Origin of the sequence: Streptococcus sp. HMSC067H01, assembly GCF_001814775.1 — a bacterium.
Taxonomy (GTDB): Bacteria; Bacillota; Bacilli; order Lactobacillales; family Streptococcaceae; genus Streptococcus.
Window position 1 is genome coordinate 64,989 of record NZ_KV817804.1, and the last position, 18,997, is coordinate 83,985.

General features: G+C 36.9%; 20 protein-coding genes and 1 pseudogene. 15 read left to right on the forward strand and 6 right to left on the reverse strand.

Translation table 11 applies throughout. The features are described from left to right. The 10 genes and pseudogenes from HMPREF2987_RS11425 to HMPREF2987_RS08310 form a co-directional block, all read left to right on the forward strand. Window positions 1–104 (forward strand): annotated as a pseudogene (locus HMPREF2987_RS11425) (restriction endonuclease subunit S); the annotation flags it as partial. A gap of 59 nt (window positions 105–163) precedes the next feature. After that, window positions 164–400, forward strand: coding sequence for an AbrB/MazE/SpoVT family DNA-binding domain-containing protein (locus tag HMPREF2987_RS08270; protein ID WP_000260607.1), 237 nt, complete (start codon window positions 164–166; stop codon window positions 398–400). Next, a complete protein-coding gene (locus HMPREF2987_RS08275; RefSeq protein ID WP_075230124.1) occupies window positions 397–810 on the forward strand; it encodes a type II toxin-antitoxin system death-on-curing family toxin in 414 nt (137 codons plus the stop codon). Before HMPREF2987_RS08270 ends, HMPREF2987_RS08275 begins: the two co-directional genes overlap by 4 nt. A 114-nt stretch (window positions 811–924) precedes the next feature. Continuing rightward, window positions 925–1,890 carry a site-specific tyrosine recombinase/integron integrase gene (gene xerA, locus HMPREF2987_RS08280; protein ID WP_075230125.1) on the forward strand — a complete coding sequence of 322 codons (966 nt, stop codon included), beginning with the start codon at window positions 925–927 and terminating at the stop codon, window positions 1,888–1,890. A 33-nt stretch (window positions 1,891–1,923) separates the two neighbouring features. Further along, a complete protein-coding gene (locus HMPREF2987_RS08285; protein ID WP_257375202.1) occupies window positions 1,924–2,424 on the forward strand; it encodes a restriction endonuclease subunit S in 501 nt (166 codons plus the stop codon). Beyond that, on the forward strand, window positions 2,421–3,557 hold the full coding sequence (locus HMPREF2987_RS08290) for a restriction endonuclease subunit S (RefSeq protein ID WP_075230126.1): 1,137 nt from the start codon (window positions 2,421–2,423) through the stop codon (window positions 3,555–3,557). Before HMPREF2987_RS08285 ends, HMPREF2987_RS08290 begins: the two co-directional genes overlap by 4 nt. Before the next feature lie 28 nt (window positions 3,558–3,585). Then, window positions 3,586–6,936, forward strand: coding sequence for a DEAD/DEAH box helicase family protein (locus HMPREF2987_RS08295; RefSeq protein WP_075230127.1), 3,351 nt, complete (start codon window positions 3,586–3,588; stop codon window positions 6,934–6,936). A gap of 19 nt (window positions 6,937–6,955) precedes the next feature. Beyond that, complete coding sequence (locus HMPREF2987_RS08300) at window positions 6,956–7,732, forward strand: nucleotidyltransferase domain-containing protein (protein ID WP_075230128.1); 777 nt, start codon at window positions 6,956–6,958, stop codon at window positions 7,730–7,732. 8 nt (window positions 7,733–7,740) lie between these two features. Further along, window positions 7,741–8,793 (forward strand): hypothetical protein, encoded by a 1,053-nt coding sequence (locus tag HMPREF2987_RS08305; protein ID WP_075230129.1) that lies wholly within the window; start codon window positions 7,741–7,743, stop codon window positions 8,791–8,793. A gap of 17 nt (window positions 8,794–8,810) precedes the next feature. Further along, window positions 8,811–9,422 (forward strand): tetratricopeptide repeat protein, encoded by a 612-nt coding sequence (locus HMPREF2987_RS08310; protein WP_075230130.1) that lies wholly within the window; start codon window positions 8,811–8,813, stop codon window positions 9,420–9,422. Window positions 9,423–9,439: 17 nt separating this feature from the next. Here the strand turns inward: HMPREF2987_RS08310 and HMPREF2987_RS08315 are convergent, their stop codons facing one another. From HMPREF2987_RS08315 to HMPREF2987_RS11320, 3 genes are read right to left on the reverse strand one after another with little or no spacing between them, the layout of a single operon-like run. Continuing rightward, window positions 9,440–10,255: a TIGR03943 family putative permease subunit gene (locus HMPREF2987_RS08315; protein WP_075230131.1), complete on the reverse strand. Its 816-nt coding sequence runs from the start codon at window positions 10,253–10,255 to the stop codon at window positions 9,440–9,442. Then, on the reverse strand, window positions 10,252–11,157 hold the full coding sequence (locus tag HMPREF2987_RS08320; protein ID WP_075230132.1) for a permease: 906 nt from the start codon (window positions 11,155–11,157) through the stop codon (window positions 10,252–10,254). Before HMPREF2987_RS08320 ends, HMPREF2987_RS08315 begins: the two co-directional genes overlap by 4 nt. Then, on the reverse strand, window positions 11,158–11,289 hold the full coding sequence (locus HMPREF2987_RS11320) for an SPJ_0845 family protein (protein WP_000268695.1): 132 nt from the start codon (window positions 11,287–11,289) through the stop codon (window positions 11,158–11,160). Window positions 11,290–11,444: 155 nt separating this feature from the next. Here HMPREF2987_RS11320 and HMPREF2987_RS08325 point away from each other — a divergent pair, with 155 nt between their 5' ends. Genes HMPREF2987_RS08325 through HMPREF2987_RS08335 form a run of 3 tightly spaced genes read left to right on the forward strand, consistent with a single transcriptional unit; the run spans window position 11,445 to window position 14,342 of the window. Then, window positions 11,445–13,574 carry a Tex family protein gene (locus HMPREF2987_RS08325; protein ID WP_075230133.1) on the forward strand — a complete coding sequence of 710 codons (2,130 nt, stop codon included), beginning with the start codon at window positions 11,445–11,447 and terminating at the stop codon, window positions 13,572–13,574. Continuing rightward, on the forward strand, window positions 13,561–14,010 hold the full coding sequence (locus HMPREF2987_RS08330) for a SprT family protein (RefSeq protein WP_075230134.1): 450 nt from the start codon (window positions 13,561–13,563) through the stop codon (window positions 14,008–14,010). The genes HMPREF2987_RS08325 and HMPREF2987_RS08330 overlap by 14 nt, the downstream gene beginning before the upstream one ends. A 59-nt stretch (window positions 14,011–14,069) precedes the next feature. After that, entirely contained in the window at window positions 14,070–14,342 is a 273-nt protein-coding gene (locus HMPREF2987_RS08335) for a PspC domain-containing protein (protein ID WP_075230135.1), read from the forward strand. 212 nt (window positions 14,343–14,554) lie between these two features. Here the strand turns inward: HMPREF2987_RS08335 and HMPREF2987_RS08340 are convergent, their stop codons facing one another. Continuing rightward, window positions 14,555–15,250: a VIT1/CCC1 transporter family protein gene (locus tag HMPREF2987_RS08340; protein WP_075230136.1), complete on the reverse strand. Its 696-nt coding sequence runs from the start codon at window positions 15,248–15,250 to the stop codon at window positions 14,555–14,557. Window positions 15,251–15,468: 218 nt separating this feature from the next. Between HMPREF2987_RS08340 and HMPREF2987_RS08345 the strand changes: the two genes are divergently transcribed. Further along, entirely contained in the window at window positions 15,469–16,749 is a 1,281-nt protein-coding gene (locus HMPREF2987_RS08345; protein ID WP_075230137.1) for an O-acetylhomoserine aminocarboxypropyltransferase/cysteine synthase family protein, read from the forward strand. A gap of 63 nt (window positions 16,750–16,812) precedes the next feature. Then, on the forward strand, window positions 16,813–17,493 hold the full coding sequence (gene radC, locus HMPREF2987_RS08350) for a RadC family protein (RefSeq protein WP_075230138.1): 681 nt from the start codon (window positions 16,813–16,815) through the stop codon (window positions 17,491–17,493). A gap of 120 nt (window positions 17,494–17,613) precedes the next feature. Here radC and HMPREF2987_RS08355 read toward each other — a convergent pair whose 3' ends face one another. Beyond that, entirely contained in the window at window positions 17,614–18,303 is a 690-nt protein-coding gene (locus HMPREF2987_RS08355) for a gamma-glutamyl-gamma-aminobutyrate hydrolase family protein (protein WP_075230139.1), read from the reverse strand. A gap of 15 nt (window positions 18,304–18,318) precedes the next feature. After that, window positions 18,319–18,960: a redox-sensing transcriptional repressor Rex gene (locus HMPREF2987_RS08360; protein ID WP_075230140.1), complete on the reverse strand. Its 642-nt coding sequence runs from the start codon at window positions 18,958–18,960 to the stop codon at window positions 18,319–18,321. Between the last annotated feature and the right edge of the window lie 37 nt (window positions 18,961–18,997).

Genomic DNA, 18,997 nt, shown 5'->3' on the forward strand with positions numbered 1-18,997 from the left:
CAGACTTTGTGGCTCAGGTTGACAAATCACAATTGGCAATCCAAAAATCACTAGAAGAACTTGAAACTTTGAAGAAATCCCTCATGCAAGAGTATTTTGGCTGATATTCTATCATTGTAATTACGGTAATTATTTGTTATAATACTTCAAAGGAGGAAATCAGATGGTAGTAAAAACAAGAAAACAAGGAAATTCAATCACCATCACCATTCCAAGCGAATTCAATATTCCAAGTGGTGTTAAATACGAAGCAAAATTGTTACCAAGTGGTGAAATTATCTTTACTCCTGAAGAGTCTGGACATCAGATTTCTTATGTATCTGATGATGCCTTTGACTTAAATTTGGACAAAATTTTTGACGAATACGATGATGTTTTCAAAGCTTTGGTGGAAAAATGACAGTCTATCTAACAGAAAGGCAAATTGAAAAAATCAATGCTTTAGCAATTCAACGGTATTCACCTAATGAAAAAATTCAAACAGTTAGTCCTTCTGCCTTAAATATGATTGTCAATTTACCAGAACAATTTGTCTTCGGTAAACCTCTTTATCCAACAATTTTTGATAAGGCAACGATACTATTTGTCCAATTGATCAAGAAGCATGTTTTTGCCAACGCTAATAAACGAACTGCTTTCTTCGTTTTGGTGAAATTTCTACAGTTAAATGGTTATCGTTTTTCTGTAACGGTTGAAGAAGCGGTCGATATGTGTGTAACTATCGCAGTAGAATCCTTAACAGATGAAAGGTTATCTAGCTACACCAAATGGGTATCTGAACATTCATTTAAAACTAATGGCAAAAATTAAGCTTGAGTGTTTAAATCCTATAAGTAAAAAATAGATAAACAGACAGTATTAGAATTCTGTAATACAGAAAACTAATATTGTCTCTTTTTATTGAAATAATGAAAGTGAGAATTTATGGAAACAAAAGTGACAATCATCATTCAAGAAATGCTACCCCTTTTAAACAATGCACAATTACTAGCATTGCGGGAGATTTTAGAGCGCCATTTAGTGAATGGTATAAATCAACAGAAGTATACGAATAATTCCTTGTTAGCCTTGTTCATTACTGCTAAACAGGTGGAGGGTTGTAGTGCAAAAACCATTCGTTATTATCAAAGAACCATTGAAAATTTATTTACAAGCATAAAGCAGTCTGTAACACAACTGACAACAGATGATTTGAGAAGTTATCTAGCACAGTATCAGTCAAAAAAAGATTGTAGTAAAGCAAACTTGGACAATATCCGACGCATCCTATCTTCATTTTTTGCATGGTTAGAGCAAGAGGAGTACATTATCAAAAATCCAATTCGACGGATTAAAAAAATAAAGACAGAACAAACTGTAAAGGAAACTTATACGGATGAACATCTTGAAATCATGCGAGATAATTGTGAGAACCTAAGAGATTTGGCAATGATCGATCTACTAGCTTCAACAGGAATGCGCGTGGGAGAACTTGTTCAACTGAATCGCTCAGATATTGACTTTGAAAATCGTGAATGTGTTGTATTTGGGAAAGGTAAAAAGGAAAGACCTGTTTATTTTGATGCTCGTACGAAAATCCATTTAAAAAACTATATCAAAAGCAGAGAAGATAATCATCCAGCTCTTTTTGTTACCTTGCTTGGAAAAGCCCAAAGACTCGGAATAGCTGGCGTTGAGATTCGATTAAGAAAGTTAGGTCAAAAGCTTGGAATCCAAAAGGTCCACCCTCATAAATTCAGAAGAACACTAGCAACAAAGGCAATTGATAAGGGAATGCCTATCGAACAAGTCCAAAAACTGCTAGGTCACAGCAAAATTGACACAACCTTAGCCTATGCTATGGTCAACCAAAGTAATGTCAAACATTCCCATCAGAAATTCATCTCTTAAGTGCAAATCCCGATATTTCGAGGAGGTGGTTGCGTGAAGAAAGTGAAGTTGGGGCAATTGGTTTCTATTCAAACTGGCAAATTGGATGCTAATGAGGCAGTTCCTGGAGGTAAGTATCCATTTTTTACAACAGCAAAAGAAATTTCTTGTATTAATGAATACGCTTATGACGATGAAGTCGTTTTAGTAGCAGGAAATGGGGATTTAAATGTTAAGTATTATAAAGGTAAATTTAATGCTTATCAGAGAACCTATATTTTGACTAGTAATTCTAATGTAAGAATGAAATATTTATACTACTTTCTTGATAAGTACATTGAAGTTTTACGATATCAATCAATTGGAGGAGTTATAAAGTATATTAAGCTCAATAATTTATCAGATGCACAGATTCCAATGAGAAGTACTATTGAACAAGATAAAATTATTAGAATATTAGAAAAGTTAGACAATGAAATTATAATTAGAAATAAACAACTTAGTGAACTTTCTAACCTTGTAAAATCCCGATATTTCGAGGAGGTAGTTGCGTGAAGAAAGTAAAGTTGGGTGATCTTGGAAAAATTATTACAGGAAATACACCTAGTAAAAAAACATTAGAATTTTATGATAGTAATGATATCCCTTTTATAAAACCAGATGACTTTAAAACTATAGATGAAATTTCGTTATCAAAAGGAAATAAAAACTATATATCTGAGAATGCACGAAACAGTGCCAGAATCGTCCCCAAAAATTCGGTATTAGTAACTTGTATAGGTATAATTGGTAAAGTTATGATTTCTGAATCTGAATTATCATTTAATCAACAAATTAATGCAATTGTTCCGAATGAATTAATTTTATCTAAATATTTAGCATATTTATTGCTATATAATAAACCTAAATTAGATTTTATTTCCAATGCCCCCGTTGTCCCAATAATCAATAAAACTCAATTTTCGGAGTTTGAGGTTACGTTCCATGAAAATATTGATGTTCAAGAAAAGATTATACAAAATTTAGAGAATTTAGATAATCAGATTTTAAAAAGAAGACATCAATCTAAATTACTCTCAAACCTTGTAAAATCCCGATTTAACGAGATGTTTGGGGATCCTGTTTTGAATGAAATGGGTTGGGATAAACATGCTTTAAAGGAATTTGGAATATGGAAAAGCGGTGGAACTCCTAAAAGAAATGAAGAAGAATTTTTTAGAGGAAATATTCCTTGGATTACATCAGGAGAACTAGAACATAAGTACATTGAAGATTCTTTTGAAAAAATTTCAGAAAAGGCAATTGAGTGTAGTTCTGCAAAAATAATTGAAAAAGGGAGCTTATTGCTAGGTATGTATGATACTGCGGGTTTAAAATCGTCAATCAATACTAAAGTAATGTCTTGTAATCAAGCTATTGCTTTCGCAAAATTAGATGATAAAATCACGAATACTATATATGTTTATTATGTAATTCAAAATTTACGATCCATGCTATTGAATCAACAAAGAGGCGTACGTCAAAAAAATTTTAACTTATCGATGATTAAAAATATTTCCATTCCCCTCCCCCCTCTTTCCCTCCAAAACGAGTTCGCAGACTTTGTGGCTCAGGTTGACAAATCACAATTTGCTTGTCAGATGGATATAAAACTGTGGAGAAATAGCTTAAAATCTAGTATAATATAGCTATCTATTTAATCAAAGTGAGAGAAAAATGGGAAATTTTGATTTTCTTTTAAATAACAAGGAGTATGAATCTTTTTCGAGGCCCTGTATAGAAGCTGAAAATATGATTGGGACATCCACTGTAGCGACAGCTTTCATGGCTCGTCGTGCCTTAGAACAAGCTGTTCATTGGATTTATAGCCATGATTCCTATTTGGAAGCCCCTTATCGTGCTACCTTGTCTTCATTAGTTTGGGATGATGACTTTAGAGAAATCGTAGATCCAGAGCTTCATAGTCAGATGGTTCTCTTGATACGCTGGGGCAATCATGCTGCTCATGGTGGGGAGATCAAGGAACGTGAAGCCATTTTAGCCTTACATCATTTGTACCAGTTCGTAAACTTTATTGATTACTGCTACAGCAATGAGTTTGTGGAACGTTTTTTTGACGAGAAGTTATTGCCAATTTCAGAGAATGTCAAGAAAAGAGAAACACCACAAGCCATGGTGGAACTGCAAGACAGTTTACCTGTTATGCCTGACTTTCATGAACAAATGGCTGTACAGTCCTTGGAAGTTCAAGAGAATTATACAGAAAAACGTGAAACTGCTGCTCAACGGCAAGAGGTTTCCTTTCATATCGATCAGTTATCTGAGGCTGAGACGAGAAAACTCTTTATTGACATTGATTTACGCTTAGCAGGTTGGAAATTTGAAGAAAATTGTCGAGTTGAAGTCGCTGTTAATGGACTGAAACACGGCTCGGGAACAGGTTATTGTGATTACGTTCTTTATGGTAAAAATGGAAAGATTTTAGCAATTATTGAAGCTAAAAAGGCTGCAGTTAATCCAGAAGTCGGTGAAGTACAAGTCAAGGAATATGCTAATGCGCTAGAGGAAAAAATAGGTTACCAACCGATTTGTTTTATTACAAATGGCCTCAAGCACTACATTCTTGATGGTGTAAATCGTCGTCAGGTTGCAGGATTCTATTCTCAAGAAGAATTGCAATTATTGATGGACAGACGACATTTGCAAAAACCACTGGAGGATATTTCTAGTAAAATCAGAGACGATATCTCTGGACGTTATTACCAGAAACATGCGATTGCAAGTGTTTGTGAGGCTTTTTCCAACAATAGAAGACAAGCTCTTTTGGTAATGGCAACTGGTTCTGGGAAAACTAGAACAGCAGTCTCTCTTGTTGATATCCTATCACGTCACAATTGGGTAAAAAATGTTCTCTTTCTAGCTGACCGAACATCTCTTGTGAAACAAGCCTATGATTCATTTAGGAAATTACTTCCAGATCTTTCGGTTTGTAACTTTTTAGAGGATAAAGCTGGAGCACGATCAAGTCGTATGGTGTTTTCTACTTATCCAACCATGATTGGAGCTATTAGCGATCAGGAAGAAGTCATTCAACGCCCTTTTACTGTTGGTCATTTTGATCTTATCATTATTGACGAGTCCCACCGCTCTATTTATCAAAAATACAAGACAATTTTTGATTATTTTGATGCTAGAATCGTAGGCTTAACGGCCACACCTCGTCAGGACCTTGATAAAAACACTTATGGATTTTTTAACTTGGAAAATGGTGTTCCTACCTATGCTTATGATCTTGAAAAGGCTGTTGAGGATGGATACTTGGTATCCTATCATTCGATTGAAACCAAGTTAGAATTACCTACAGATGGGCTTCATTACGATGATCTATCCCAAGAAGATAAAGAATATTTTGATAGCCAATTTGAAGATGATAGTCTAGAAAAAGACATTGATGCTGGAGCTTTTAATTCCTTTATTTTTAATAAAGGTACAGTAGAGATTGTTCTAGATGAACTAATGACGAGAGGGATTCAGACGGCTTCGGGTGATGAGATTGGAAAAACTATCATCTTTGCCAAGAATCATCACCATGCGGAATATATTAGACAGATTTTTAATAAACGATATCCTGAAAAGGGGTGCGACTATGCTCAGGTGATTGATTACAGTATTAAACATTATCAGACCTTGATTGATGATTTTAAAATCAAAGAGAAATACCCTCAAATTGCAATTTCAGTTGACATGTTGGATACAGGTATTGATGTTCCAGAGGTTGTCAATTTAGTCTTTTTCAAGAAAGTGCGATCAAAAACAAAATTTTGGCAGATGATTGGTCGAGGAACGCGTCTCTGTAAAGATTTGTTTGGACCTGATCAGGATAAGGAAAACTTCTTGGTATTTGATTATGGTGACAACTTTGAATACTTCAAAGCAGATCCGAGAGAAGGAAATGGACGTCATATTGTTCCCTTGGCACAGCGTTTGTTTAATATCAAGGTGGACTTGATTCATGAACTGCAGGATCTTCACTATCAAGAGGATACATTTGCAAGAGAGTATCGTCAGCAACTGGTCTCAGAACTTCATAGACATGTAGAGGACTTGAATGAGTTAGACTTTAGGGTTCGTATGGTCCTAGATACGGTGTATACATATAAGAAATTAGAAAATTGGCAAAATCTTACAACGATTTCATGTGAAAATCTTCATACTCATATATCTCCTCTCATGTTTGATGAAGATAAAGAAAATGAAATGGCGAGACGATTTGATTTATGGATGTTAGAAATTCAAGTTGGACAATTGACCTCTAAGCCATCAAGGACTCATATATCTCAAGTTATGAAAACTGCTCAGGCTCTTGCTTCTGTTGGCAATATCCCTCAGGTCTTTGCACAGGCTGAAATTATCAGGAAAGTTCAAGAACCTGAATTTTGGGAGGAAGTAAGCTTGTCTGAACTTGAAAAAATACGTCTTTCTCTAAGGGATTTATTGCAATTCTTAGATAAAACGAGTCGAAAAGTATATTATGTCAATTTTGAAGATCGAATTCTTTCTACTGTTTATGAAACCACTCCTTATTTGCAGGTAAATGATCTTCGATCCTATAACGAAAAAGTTGAGCATTATTTGAAAGCTCATTTGGATGAGGAAGCAATTTCTAAATTGTATCATAACAAGAAGTTGACTCCTCAAGATTTATTAGCTTTAGAAACTCTATTATGGGAAAAATTAGGAAGTAAAACTGACTATCAGCAGCACTATGAGAACAAGGCTATTCCTAGATTGGTTCGTGAGATTATTGGTTTGAATAGAGAGGCCGCTAATCAAGTGTTTTCTAAGTTCTTGTCAGATGAAAGCCTTAATGCTAAGCAAATTTCTTTTGTGAAATTGATTGTCGATTATGTCGTTGAAAATGGTTATATGGATAAGTCTATCCTGACACAAGAACCGTTTAAATCTTATGGATCCGTACAAGTACTATTTCAACATCAAATACCAGTATTGAGGAATATTGTCCAAACAATTGACTTAATCAATAATCGTGCCGAAGAAGTAGCTTGAATATAGAAAGAGAAGCACCATGCAAACACAAGAAGAAATGAATATTCTGGTACCTGAAAAACTAGCGGAAATTGAACGTGATTATGATGTTACCGTATTGTGGGCAATTGAGTCTGGCAGTCGCGCTTGGGGCTTTGAGTCTCCGGATAGTGACTTTGATGTGCGTTTCATTTACAAGCATAAGCAAGATTTTTATCTTAGTTTGAACAATCATCGCGATGTCATAGAACTACCAATTGACGATACCTGGGATGTGAGTGGCTGGGATTTGGACAAGGCTTTAAAGTTGCTTTATAAGTCAAATCCAACTCTCTTTGAGTGGTTACAGTCGCCAATCGTTTACCAACAAGACGGAGGCTTTATTAACCGTATTCGTTCGCTTGTTAGTCAGTATTTTTCAGAGAAAAAGATGCTCCACCATTACTTGAATACTGCTAGAACTCAAATGAATAAGTATCTTTCAGGAGACAAGGTCAAACCTAAAAAGTACTTCTATGCACTGCGTCCAATTTTAGCCTGTCGTTGGATAGAAAAATATCATTCTGTTCCACCGATTTTGTTTGATGATTTAGTGAAAGAATTGCTTCCTGATGAAATGAAAGAGCATGTGTCTATATTGCTTGATATCAAGATAAATGGACCTGAAGGTATGGAAATTGAGCCCATTAAGCCCATCCAGGACTACATCATCAAAAATATCCAAGAACTAGATGATTACGTCCAAAGTGTTACCAAGGAGAAGAAAGACTGGGAAGCTCTTAATCAATTTTTCCTTGAAGAATTAAGTCGTGACTGAGGTTAGATATGGGAAAATGGACATGTAGATGTGGTCAAGCAATGAACGACCACCAAGTGCCTGATCCAAATGCTTATTCGGTTTATTCGGATGAGTTGCTTGAGGATATTTTTAACAATACTGACGAACATGATAGAATTTCCTATGAAGACATTTCGGAGGCTTCCTTTTATATGTGGAAGTGCCCAAATTGTGGTAGTTTTATGGTCTTTGGCGAAGAGGATAATAAAGATTGTTTCACTTTTTATGAGCGCCAGACCAGTGCAAAAGTTGAACCACTTTTCGATCCTGATCAGGAGTTGAATCTCGTTGTCGTTGAGTTTCAAGAAGGTGGAAATGGATATACTTATATCTGTGATGATCCAAGTATTCATATTGGGCATGGTGTGATTGTACCAACTGGGAAAGAAAATATTGAAAAAATAGCTCTGGTAGTGCAGAAATATCATGCTTTCCCAAGAGATATCACTTATCCCGCTGAAAAGTTAAAACGTGTCATTCGTAGGTATTCTATTTTTGATCCCGAGACTTCAAAAATAGTTTGTAAAAATATACTTGAGCATGGAAGAATTCTAAATGCTTGCTCGAAAAAAGTAAAAATAGAGTCTAAACAAATTTACCATGCAATCAAAACTCCTCTAGGCTATTTTTGGTTGGAGTTAAATAGAGTTCCAATTCCGATGAAAATCACACAAATTCAAGTACAAGATAAAAAGTATCAGGTTGATGGAGCCTTTTATATAAAGCCTGCCAAGGTAAACTACAGAAAATTGTTAGAACTTGAATTATGTGCAGATTTTGATATTGATGCCTCTCGTTGGATTGACGTTCTATCAGACGAAAATGTTTGGGGAAACACCTGGGAACTGAATGGCCTTCAATTTGGAATTACTGCAGGAGAGTCCCCAGAATTTGAAGATGAAGTAGTTGCAAGAAAATTTAGCCGTATCCCACTTTATTATGACTGGCATCCAGAATTTGAAGACTATTATGGCTTTAGCCTAGCATGGAAAAAATACGAGTCTGATAGTGATCTGTCGATTGATTTCTATACTACATAAGATGGAGGATTACAAGTATGAATCAAGCCTGGGAATTATTGTTTGAGGGGAAGATTGAAGAGGCCAAGAAATTAGTCTCAGAAAACTTTTCATTGGAAACATGTAAGGATTATGACCTTCTCAATTTAATGGGGTATATTAAGTTCTTTGAAAAAGATTACAAAGAAGCTTTGCTGATTTATCAAAACTATCTAGATGTGGCAATTTCAAGTCAGGATAAAGAAAACGAACATATCGGCTATCACCAGTTAGCCATGGTCTATCGTGAAATGAATGACTATCAAACGGCTCTTAGCTATATAGAAAAAGAGCGAGAAGTTATTGAAAAATCTTTTTCAGAGGATACACTCAAATCTTCTGTCAATAATTATGAGCAAGGTTATTTACGATTAAAACTAGTGGAAATAGCAAAAGCAATCATATATATGGAACAGTCCTTAAAGCAAGCATTACAAACAGATGATCTGATAGCTCAAGCCTGTTCCTATAGAGGTTTAGGTGAGATTTATTCTGCTGAAAATTCAGAAAAATCGCAAGAGAATTTTTTACAAGCTATCGAACTTTTTGAAAAAGCAGGCGATCAGGTCGGAGCACGAGAAGTTAAAACCTTATTAAACAAGAAAAAGTAGCCCTCTCAGGCTACTTTTTAAAATTCTTTGTAAACATAAGTATTTTCGGGTTTGTCTACTTTGATGAAGGACTGGACTTCAAGGGTTGGGAGGACTTGGTTGAGTTCTTTGTGATAGTCATTCCTAATCTTACCTTTGACTTTCACCCAGGTGTTATTTTCGTACTGATTAGTGTTTCCAGTGGTCAAAAGGCCAAAAACTCCTGAATCAGCGATACAGTGCATAATACCAAAGCGAAAAACAAATTGACTATTGGTATGATTTGGATCGTTGTAGATAAAGCCAATAAATTCGATTTCCTTGCCTTCAAATTCGTTTGGAAAATCATAGATAGCTTCCATGACCTCCAGGTAATTTTCATCATTGATAACTATACTAGATTGAGCTAAGTATTTATCAGCACTCTTTCGAATAATATTTTCATGAGCAGTTTGTGAATAAAATCTACTGGTATCCGGCTTAAGATACTGACTGCTAGTTCCTTCACTTGCTTGGATTGCCTTGTCAGTTCCTTCCGACAAAGGGAAATAATAACCTTTAGCCGAAACTGTTTGCGAATCTAGAGTGACTGTTGGAAATGTAAATCCAACTAACAAGGGTAAACTTAAGAGGACAAAACTCGCAAGCTTGGCTGAAAAACTATGTAAGTGACTATGTTCTTTCAAACGCTTAAAGCAAATATAGGCTTGAACGATGGCTAGTAACAATGACAAAACCATAGTGATATAAGCCAGATAAGAGTAGTGGAGGTTTATATACTGATTGAGCTTACCTGATAGATGCAGATAAAAGGTTAAGATAAAATAGCCAAATAAGATAAAAAATCGTATCATAGCATCACCCCGACTAGATAAGAATAGACAAGAATAACAAGAGTTACAATTGTCATGAATTGCCAAATAAAGCGAGTTTTGAGATAATTCTTCATCATGAGGAGGTTCTTGACATCGAGCATGGGACCTATAACCAGAAAGGCAAGCACTGGAGCAAAGCCAAAACTAGAGAGAAGAGAAGATCCGATAAAGGCATCCGCTTCACTACAGAGGGATAGTAGGAAAGATAAGACCATCAGAAGAACAATAGCGAGCAGTGGTGTCGCACTGATGGATGTCAGGATATGAGTTGGAACATAGACTTGGACTATACTTGCAAAAAGACAGCCAAAGACCAAGTAACGCCCCATATCAAAGAATTCATCAATAGCTTGGATAAAGACCTGAAGGATTTTTTGACTTTTAGTCAAGTGAGAGAAATCATGCTCATGGCAAGCCAATCTATCTTCCTTTTGAATAGGTTTCTCCCAGACAAAACCAAGAAAGATGCCCAATATAGTAGCAACTAGAATCGCTCCAAAAGCGCGGAGTAGGACCATTTGAATTGAATTACCAAAGGCTGAATAAGTCGCAAAAAGTACGATAGGATTGATGATAGGAGCCGTTACTAGAAAAGGTATCGCTGTATAGCTAGGAACCTTTTTTTCTAAAAAGCGATTGATGATAGGAACGATTCCACATTCGCAAGAAGGAAAGAGAAAACCAATGAAGCTACCAAAAAAGATTCTCCCCAAGCGATTTTTAGGGAGAAATTTATAAACTTTCTCAGGTGTGACATAGACTTCAATGGCACCAGAGATGATGCTACCGATTAAGACAAAGGGTAAAGCTTCAATGATAATTGAAAGAAAAATGGCGCCAGCTTGTAGCATACTGGAAGGTAAACTTTGAAAGAGTGTCATCTATTTTTTCTTTTCTGCCTTATCTTTCTTTTCTTTGTCATCTGGAAAAGTCACTTGCTTCAAGTCAGGGAGTTTAGCGAATTCTTCGAACATCTTATCTAAGTCATCAGTTTTTGTAAATTTAACAGCCATAAGGCATACCTCGATTCTTTTAGTTAACACTATTATACTATTATTTCTAAGAAATAGTTGGATTTTAAAACGAACTTAGTTCTGGTATTTTTAAAGTTGAATGAAAGCAATAAATTAATGAAAACAAGCTTTCTTCCTTATGGTATAATAGTTTCATGGATAAAAAATATGAAAAAATTTCCCAAGATTTGGGTGTAACCTTAAAGCAGATTGATACTGTCTTATCTTTGACAGCTGAAGGAGCGACTATTCCCTTTATCGCTCGTTATCGGAAAGACATGACTGGAAGCTTAGATGAGGTGGCTATTAAGGCAATTATTGACCTTGATAAAAGTCTAACCAACCTCAATGACCGTAAGGAAGCAGTCTTAGCAAAAATCAAAGAGCAAGACAAGCTAACCAAGGAATTGGAAGAAGCTATCCTAGCAGCTGAAAAACTCGCAGACGTTGAAGAACTCTATCTTCCCTATAAGGAAAAACGTCGGACCAAGGCAACTGTCGCCCGTGAGGCTGGACTTTTTCCTCTTGCTCGCTTGATTTTACAAAATGTTCCCAACTTAGAAGAAGAAGCAGAAAAATTTGTCTGTGAAGGTTTTTCTAGTGGCAAAGAAGCCTTGGCTGGGGCTGTAGACATCTTGGTTGAAGCACTATCCGAGGATGTTCATTTACGTTCAATGACATATCAAGAGGTACTTAGACGCTCTAAGATTACTTCTCAAGTTAAAGATGAGAGTCTTGATGAAAAACAAGTCTTTCAGATTTATTACGATTTCTCAGAGACAGTTGCAAACATGCAAGGTTACCGTACGCTTGCCCTTAATCGTGGTGAGAAGCTAGGCATTTTGAAAATTGGTTTTGAGCATGCGACTGATCGTATTCTTTCTTTCTTTAATGTTCGTTTTAAAGTTAAGAATGCTTATATTGACGAAGTTATTCAGCAATCTGTTAAGAAAAAAGTATTACCAGCTATCGAGCGACGTATTCGAACAGAATTAACTGAGAAGGCAGAAGAAGGAGCTATCCAACTCTTCTCAGACAACCTTCGAAATCTTCTCCTTGTCGCTCCTCTTAAAGGGCGCGTGGTCCTTGGATTTGACCCTGCCTTTCGTACAGGTGCAAAGCTTGCAGTCGTTGATGCAACTGGGAAGATGCTAACAACGCAAGTCATTTATCCCGTCAAACCAGCTTCAGCTCGTCAGATTGAAGAAGCAAAGAGAGATCTGGCTGATTTGATTGGCCAATATGGTGTTGAAATCATTGCTATCGGAAATGGTACTGCTAGTCGTGAAAGTGAAGCCTTTGTCGCTGAAGTACTTAAAGATTTTCCGGACGTCAGCTATGTCATTGTAAATGAAAGTGGCGCATCTGTCTATTCAGCTAGTGAACTTGCCCGTCAAGAGTTTCCTGAGTTAACCGTTGAGAAACGTTCTGCTATTTCGATTGCTCGTCGCTTGCAAGACCCACTTGCTGAATTGGTTAAAATTGATCCCAAATCCATCGGTGTCGGTCAATATCAGCACGATGTTAGTCAGAAAAAACTGTCTGAAAGTCTTGATTTCGTTGTGGATACAGTAGTGAACCAAGTCGGTGTCAATGTTAACACAGCTAGTCCAGCCTTACTTTCACACGTTGCAGGACTAAACAAAACTATTTCAGAAAATATCGTCAAGTATCGAGAAGAAGAAGGTAAAATCACTTCTCGTGCTCAAATCAAGAAAGTTCCTCGTTTAGGTGCTAAAGCTTTTGAACAGGCTGCAGGTTTCCTCCGTATCCCTGAAAGTAGCAATATCCTTGACAATACTGGTGTTCACCCAGAAAACTATGCTGCAGTCAAGGAACTCTTCAAACGTTTGGACATTAAAGAACTAAATGAAGAAGCGCAAGCCAAACTCAAATCTATTTCAATCAAGGAAATGGCCCAAGAACTAGACCTCGGTCAAGAAACTCTTAAAGATATTATTGCAGATCTTTTAAAACCAGGACGTGATTTCCGTGATTCTTTTGATGCTCCAGTTCTTCGGCAGGATGTCTTGGATATCAAAGACTTGAAAGTTGGCCAAAAGCTTGAGGGCGTTGTTCGTAATGTCGTTGACTTCGGTGCCTTTGTTGACATTGGTATTCACGAGGATGGTCTCATTCATATCTCTCACATGAGCAAGAAATTCATCAAACATCCGAGTCAAGTCGTTTCAGTTGGTGATTTGGTAACCGTTTGGGTGAAGAAAATCGATGCTGACCGCGAAAAAGTAAATCTGTCGCTCCTTGCTCCTAATGAATCTAACTGATTACGTTAAACAGGTTTCTATAGAAGATTTTGGAAAACCTTTCAAACACCAAGCTCAGTGGAATACTCGTCTACGGTCGACAGGTGGACGTTTTTTCCCTAAGGATGGGCATTTAGATTTTAATCCCAAAGTTTATCAAGAACTTGGTTTAGAGGTTTTTCGTAAAATTGTTCGTCATGAGCTCTGTCATTACCATCTTTACTTTGAAGGCAAGGGCTATCAGCATAAAGATTTAGCCTTTAAGCAACTTTTAAAAGAGGTAGACGGTCTCCGCTTTGTTCCTCCTTTGCCAAGTTCCAATCAAAAACCAAGCTTAGTCTATGTTTGTCAGTCTTGTCACCAAATCTATCAAAGAAAGCGAAAAATCGATACCAAGCGTTATCGTTGTGGTCTCTGTCGTGGAAAGCTCCTCTTGTTAAATCGGCCTAAGGACTGATGTAGCAAATCTAGCTTAGTGCTATACTAAGATTAAGAAATCCGAAAGAGGAATAAATTATGAATACAAAATTTTATAAAATGAGAAGAGATCGCATGATATCAGGTGTTCTTGCAGGTCTATCTGATAAGTGGAATCTTGATGTAACCCTAGTTCGTTTCCTTTTTGCAATCTTTACAATCGCAAACTTTGGACTCGGGATTATTATCTACATTATCCTAGCTTCGATTCTACCAACAAAAGAAGATATCGAAGCTGAAATGTATGGAACAGGCCCACGCAAGATTAAAGAAGCCAAACCTATCAATGATGACGAAGGTTGGTTTTGGTAAATCAAATTAACTGTTTATATTTTGATAGCAAAAGAGGCTGGGACAAAAGTCCTAGCCTCTCAATTGTCTTTGGATTGCCGAGCAAGACGCAGTGGTTGAGTGGGCTCTTCTACGCTGATTTCATCAGCTTTTACAGCCCTACTCAACTGTGCGGAGGTGGGACGACGAAATCGAATTCTAACGAATTACCGATTTATGTCCCACTCTCTTTTTTAAATACTAAACAATTGACCCAACAGATAGGTCACTCCCATGGTTAGAAGACCGATACAAAGGTTACGAATCATAGCTGTTTTGGTTGGGGCTTTCCCGAGTTTAGCACTGGTGTAACCGGTAACTAATAGAGAAATCGCAACGATAAAGACAGTAGCAGGGATTCGGTAGTCACTTGGAAAGATTATAACGGAAAGCATTGGTGGTAAACTACCAAGAACAAAAGCGATGAAGCTAGATGCAGCAGCATGCCAAGGATTTGTAAACTCTTCATACTCAATTCCGTATTTTTCTTCAACCAAGGCTTTAAGTGGATTTTTAAGAAAAGCTTTATTGACTAAAAGTTGAGCTGAAGTTTCACACTCACCATTTTGAAGATAAGCAGCATAGAGGGATTTTTTTGCAGCTTCGAGATCCTTATCCAAAAGTAATTGTTCACGCGCTACAGCGGCTTCTTCAGTGTCTTTTTGAGTAGATACAGAGACATACTCGCCTCCAGCCATAGAAAATGCACCTGCTAAGATTGCTGCTAAACCTGAGAGAAAGATAATCCAGATATTGCTGGTTGCACTGGCAACCCCGATAACAACACCTGCAATGGAAATAATCCCGTCATTAGCTCCAAGAACACCAGCACGTAGGATATTTAAACGACCAGCAAAGTTTGTATCTATTTCATGTTTATTTTCTGACATAGTATTCTCCTTTATATCTAGTATAAAGTATAGGAGAAGTGAAAACAAACATTTTTAACTATCTGAAAAAAGTTCTACAATTCTAATAAAAGATTGCTATTTTTCTCAATCAGGCATAGCCATAGCTATTGCTTATGTCAAGATATAACAAAGTTGTATTTGTAACCTGCTAGCTTAGATGGTACAATTAATTTAATGAAATCTTTGGAGGTCTGACTATGACTCGTGAATTTAAATTTGAAACCCTACAATTGCATGCAGGACAAGTGGTAGATGCGACTACCAAGTCACGTGCAGTCCCTATTTACCAAACAACTTCCTTTGTATTTGAAGATACACAAGAAGGTGCAGACCTTTTTGCCCTTCAAAAAGCTGGTAATATCTATACTCGTATCACTAACCCAACAACATCAGCTTTTGAAGAACGTATTGCTGCTCTTGAAGGCGGAGTAGGAGCCCTTGCCACTGCTTCTGGGATGGCAGCTCTTACTTATACTATTCTTGGACTTGCTCACGCAGGAGACCATGTTGTTGCAGCTTCAACTATCTACGGTGGTACTTTTAACCTCTTGAAAGAAACCCTTCCTCGCTATGGAATCACTACAACTTTTGTTGATATCGATAATCTAGAAGAGATAGAAGCAGCGATTAAAGACAATACCAAACTTGTCTTGATTGAAACCTTAGGAAATCCAGTCATCAACATTCCTGATATTGAAAAAATAGCTGAACTTGCTCATAAACATCAGATTCCTTTGGTTGCAGACAATACCTTTGCAACACCTTATCTTATCAATGTCTTTTCTCATGGTGTAGACATTGCAGTTCACTCGGCAACTAAATTTATCGGTGGACACGGTACAACTATTGGTGGTGTTATTGTTGATAGTGGGAAGTTTGACTGGGTAGCTTCAGGGAAATTCCCTCAATTTGTCAATGAAGATCCAAGCTACCATAATTTAAGCTACACTAGAGATGTAGGTGCAGCAGCCTTCATCGTTGCCCTTCGTGTTCAATTGCTACGTGACACAGGTGCAGCTCTATCACCATTTAACTCATTCTTGCTCTTGCAAGGTCTTGAAACACTTTCTCTCCGTGTTGAACGCCACGTTCAAAATGCTGAAAAAATCGTTGATTTCCTTGTTAATCATCCAAAGGTTGAAAAAGTTAACTATCCAAAATTAGCTGATAGCCCTTACCATGCCTTGGCTGAAAAATACCTACCAAAAGGTGTAGGTTCTATCTTTACTTTCCATGTTAAAGGCGGTGAAGCAGAAGCACGTAAGGTGATTGATAACTTAGAAATCTTTTCAAACCTTGCCAATGTTGCAGATGCAAAATCATTGGTAGTTCATCCAGCAACTACAACTCATGCTCAATTGTCTGACTCTGATCTAGAAGCAGCAGGAGTAACTAAAAATCAAATCCGACTTTCAATCGGTCTTGAAAATGCTGATGATTTGATTGAAGATTTGCGACTAGCTCTTGAAAAAATCTAAAAATAACTAGTTTTTATCGAATTATAAATCCTTCTCACGAATAATAAAGTGAGGAGGATTTTTATGTATAGTATTTCATTTCAAGAAGATTCGCTCTTGCCAAGAGAACGACTGGTGACAGAAGGAGTAGAGAGTTTGAGTAATCAGGAATTACTAGCTATTTTACTCAGAACAGGAACTCGTCAATCTACTGTTTTTGAAATCGCTCAAAAAGTATTGAATCAATTAAGTTGCTTAACTGATTTGAAAAAAATGACCCTACAAGAACTACAGGGATTATCAGGTATTGGTAGAGTTAAAGCTATTGAGTTGCAAGCCATGATTGAACTGGGCCATCGTATTCATAAACAAGAAACCATTGAGGCAGAGAGTATTCTCAGTAGTCAAAAGTTGGCTAAAAAGATGCAAGCTGAGCTGGGAGATAAAAAACAAGAGCACCTAGTGGCGCTCTATCTTAATACTCAAAATCAAATCATTCATCAGCAAACAATTTTTATCGGCTCAGCTACTAGAAGTATTGCTGAACCACGGGAAATTCTCCACTATGCTTTAAAGCATATGGCAACATCTGTGATACTGGTTCATAATCATCCATCTGGTGCTGTGATGCCAAGTAGAAATGATGATCATGTTACGAAGCTTGTCAAAGAAGCCTGTGAATTAATGGGTTTGGTCTTATTGGACCATCTAATTGTCTCACACTCCGATTATTTTAGTTATCGTGAGAAGACAGACCTCATATAAAATAATTTAGACAAAACTCATCTTATGGAAAATAATTACATAATAAAAAGCATCATTTCGAGCTTTTTGAACACCTGAAATAATGCCTTTATCTTTTTTAAACCTTTTTGACTCAGCCACTTACAATTTATTAACGACATAGTCAAAGAGCTTCTTATCCTTGGGACGATTTTCATAGAGACTCTCAGGATGCCATTGAACACCGAGAAAGCGAATCTGATCAGTTGTCATTACTGCCTCGATAATGTTATCTTTTGGATCATAGGCGATAACCTTGAGATTAGGAGCCAAGTCCTTAATGCTCTGGTGGTGGAATGAATTGATATGGGAGATTTCCCCGTAAATTTCTCTAAGAATGTTATCTGGCTCTGTTGCCAAGCGCTGAGTAGTGTATTCGGCAGTAGAGTCTTGCCAGTGGTCTTCAATATCTTGAAACAAGGTACCACCCATAGCAACATTAAAGAGTTGAGTCCCACGACAAACAGAAAAAATGGCTTTATTTTGCTGGATAGCTTCTTTTATCAAAGCTAACTCAAAGATATCTCTTTGTAAGTGGTAGTCATCACTATCAATGGTCTTTTCTTCATCATAAAACTTAGGATCGACATTTTGCCCACCAGTAAGGATGAGCTTATCTACCATTGAAACATAAGCACGAGCCATGTCTTCATCACCGATGGGTAAAATAAGAGGTATACCACCTGCTTCTTTGACACCTTCGACAAACCCCTTGATACAATAACTCATCATCAACTCATCATCAGGATGAGTTTTTTCATTTCCAGAAATCCCAATAATTGCTTTGGTCATATATGCTTTCGCTTTCTAATCCTCTTTTCTCATAAAATAGAGGAGAGTTTGCAATTCACTCGTTAAATCAACATACTGGACAACAACATCCTTTGGTAGTTGGAGGTGAACAGGTGAAAAGCTTAGAATCCCTTTGATACCAGCTTCAACCAGGAGATTAGCTACTTCTTGCGATTTGACGCTAGGAACAGTTAGGATAGCAGTTTTTACATCTGCATTTTTTATTTTATCTTTGATTTGGGAAATTCCATAAATTGGGATTCCATCAGGAGTTTGGGTTCCAACTTCAGGATGATCGTCCAAATCAAAAGCCATAATGATTTTCATTTTATTGCGTTCATGGAAGCGGTAGTGGAGTAGGGCATGTCCCATGTTACCAATACCAACAAGCATGACATTTGTAATAGAATTATCATTTAGAAGATCAGCAAAAAAGATCATAAGCTTTTTAACATCATAGCCAAAACCACGACGACCAAGTTCGCCAAAGTAGGAGAAATCTCGTCGAACAGTAGCAGAATCAATTCCAATCGCCTCGGCAATTTGTTTTGAGTTTGCTCTTTCAATCTTTTCGGCGTTAAATCTTTTGAAGATACGGTAATAAAGAGAAAGTCTCTTTGCTGTTGCTTTAGGAATAGTGGACTGTTTTTCTTTCACAAAATCACAACCTTTCTAACTACTATTTTATAGAAAG

Bases quoted from the DNA above. Each gene is read 5' to 3' on its own strand.
- HMPREF2987_RS08270 (WP_000260607.1), top strand. From the start codon at position 164: ATGGTAGTAAAAACAAGAAAACAAGGAAATTCAATCACCATCACCATT.
- HMPREF2987_RS08275 (WP_075230124.1), top strand. From the start codon at position 397: ATGACAGTCTATCTAACAGAAAGGCAAATTGAAAAAATCAATGCTTTA.
- xerA (WP_075230125.1), top strand. From the start codon at position 925: ATGGAAACAAAAGTGACAATCATCATTCAAGAAATGCTACCCCTTTTA.
- HMPREF2987_RS08295 (WP_075230127.1), top strand. From the start codon at position 3,586: ATGGGAAATTTTGATTTTCTTTTAAATAACAAGGAGTATGAATCTTTT.
- HMPREF2987_RS08300 (WP_075230128.1), top strand. From the start codon at position 6,956: ATGCAAACACAAGAAGAAATGAATATTCTGGTACCTGAAAAACTAGCG.
- HMPREF2987_RS08305 (WP_075230129.1), top strand. From the start codon at position 7,741: ATGGGAAAATGGACATGTAGATGTGGTCAAGCAATGAACGACCACCAA.
- HMPREF2987_RS08310 (WP_075230130.1), top strand. From the start codon at position 8,811: ATGAATCAAGCCTGGGAATTATTGTTTGAGGGGAAGATTGAAGAGGCC.
- HMPREF2987_RS08315 (WP_075230131.1), bottom strand. From the start codon at position 10,255: ATGATACGATTTTTTATCTTATTTGGCTATTTTATCTTAACCTTTTAT.
- HMPREF2987_RS08320 (WP_075230132.1), bottom strand. From the start codon at position 11,157: ATGACACTCTTTCAAAGTTTACCTTCCAGTATGCTACAAGCTGGCGCC.
- HMPREF2987_RS11320 (WP_000268695.1), bottom strand. From the start codon at position 11,289: ATGGCTGTTAAATTTACAAAAACTGATGACTTAGATAAGATGTTCGAA.
- HMPREF2987_RS08325 (WP_075230133.1), top strand. From the start codon at position 11,445: ATGGATAAAAAATATGAAAAAATTTCCCAAGATTTGGGTGTAACCTTA.
- HMPREF2987_RS08330 (WP_075230134.1), top strand. From the start codon at position 13,561: ATGAATCTAACTGATTACGTTAAACAGGTTTCTATAGAAGATTTTGGA.
- HMPREF2987_RS08335 (WP_075230135.1), top strand. From the start codon at position 14,070: ATGAATACAAAATTTTATAAAATGAGAAGAGATCGCATGATATCAGGT.
- HMPREF2987_RS08340 (WP_075230136.1), bottom strand. From the start codon at position 15,250: ATGTCAGAAAATAAACATGAAATAGATACAAACTTTGCTGGTCGTTTA.
- HMPREF2987_RS08345 (WP_075230137.1), top strand. From the start codon at position 15,469: ATGACTCGTGAATTTAAATTTGAAACCCTACAATTGCATGCAGGACAA.
- radC (WP_075230138.1), top strand. From the start codon at position 16,813: ATGTATAGTATTTCATTTCAAGAAGATTCGCTCTTGCCAAGAGAACGA.
- HMPREF2987_RS08355 (WP_075230139.1), bottom strand. From the start codon at position 18,303: ATGACCAAAGCAATTATTGGGATTTCTGGAAATGAAAAAACTCATCCT.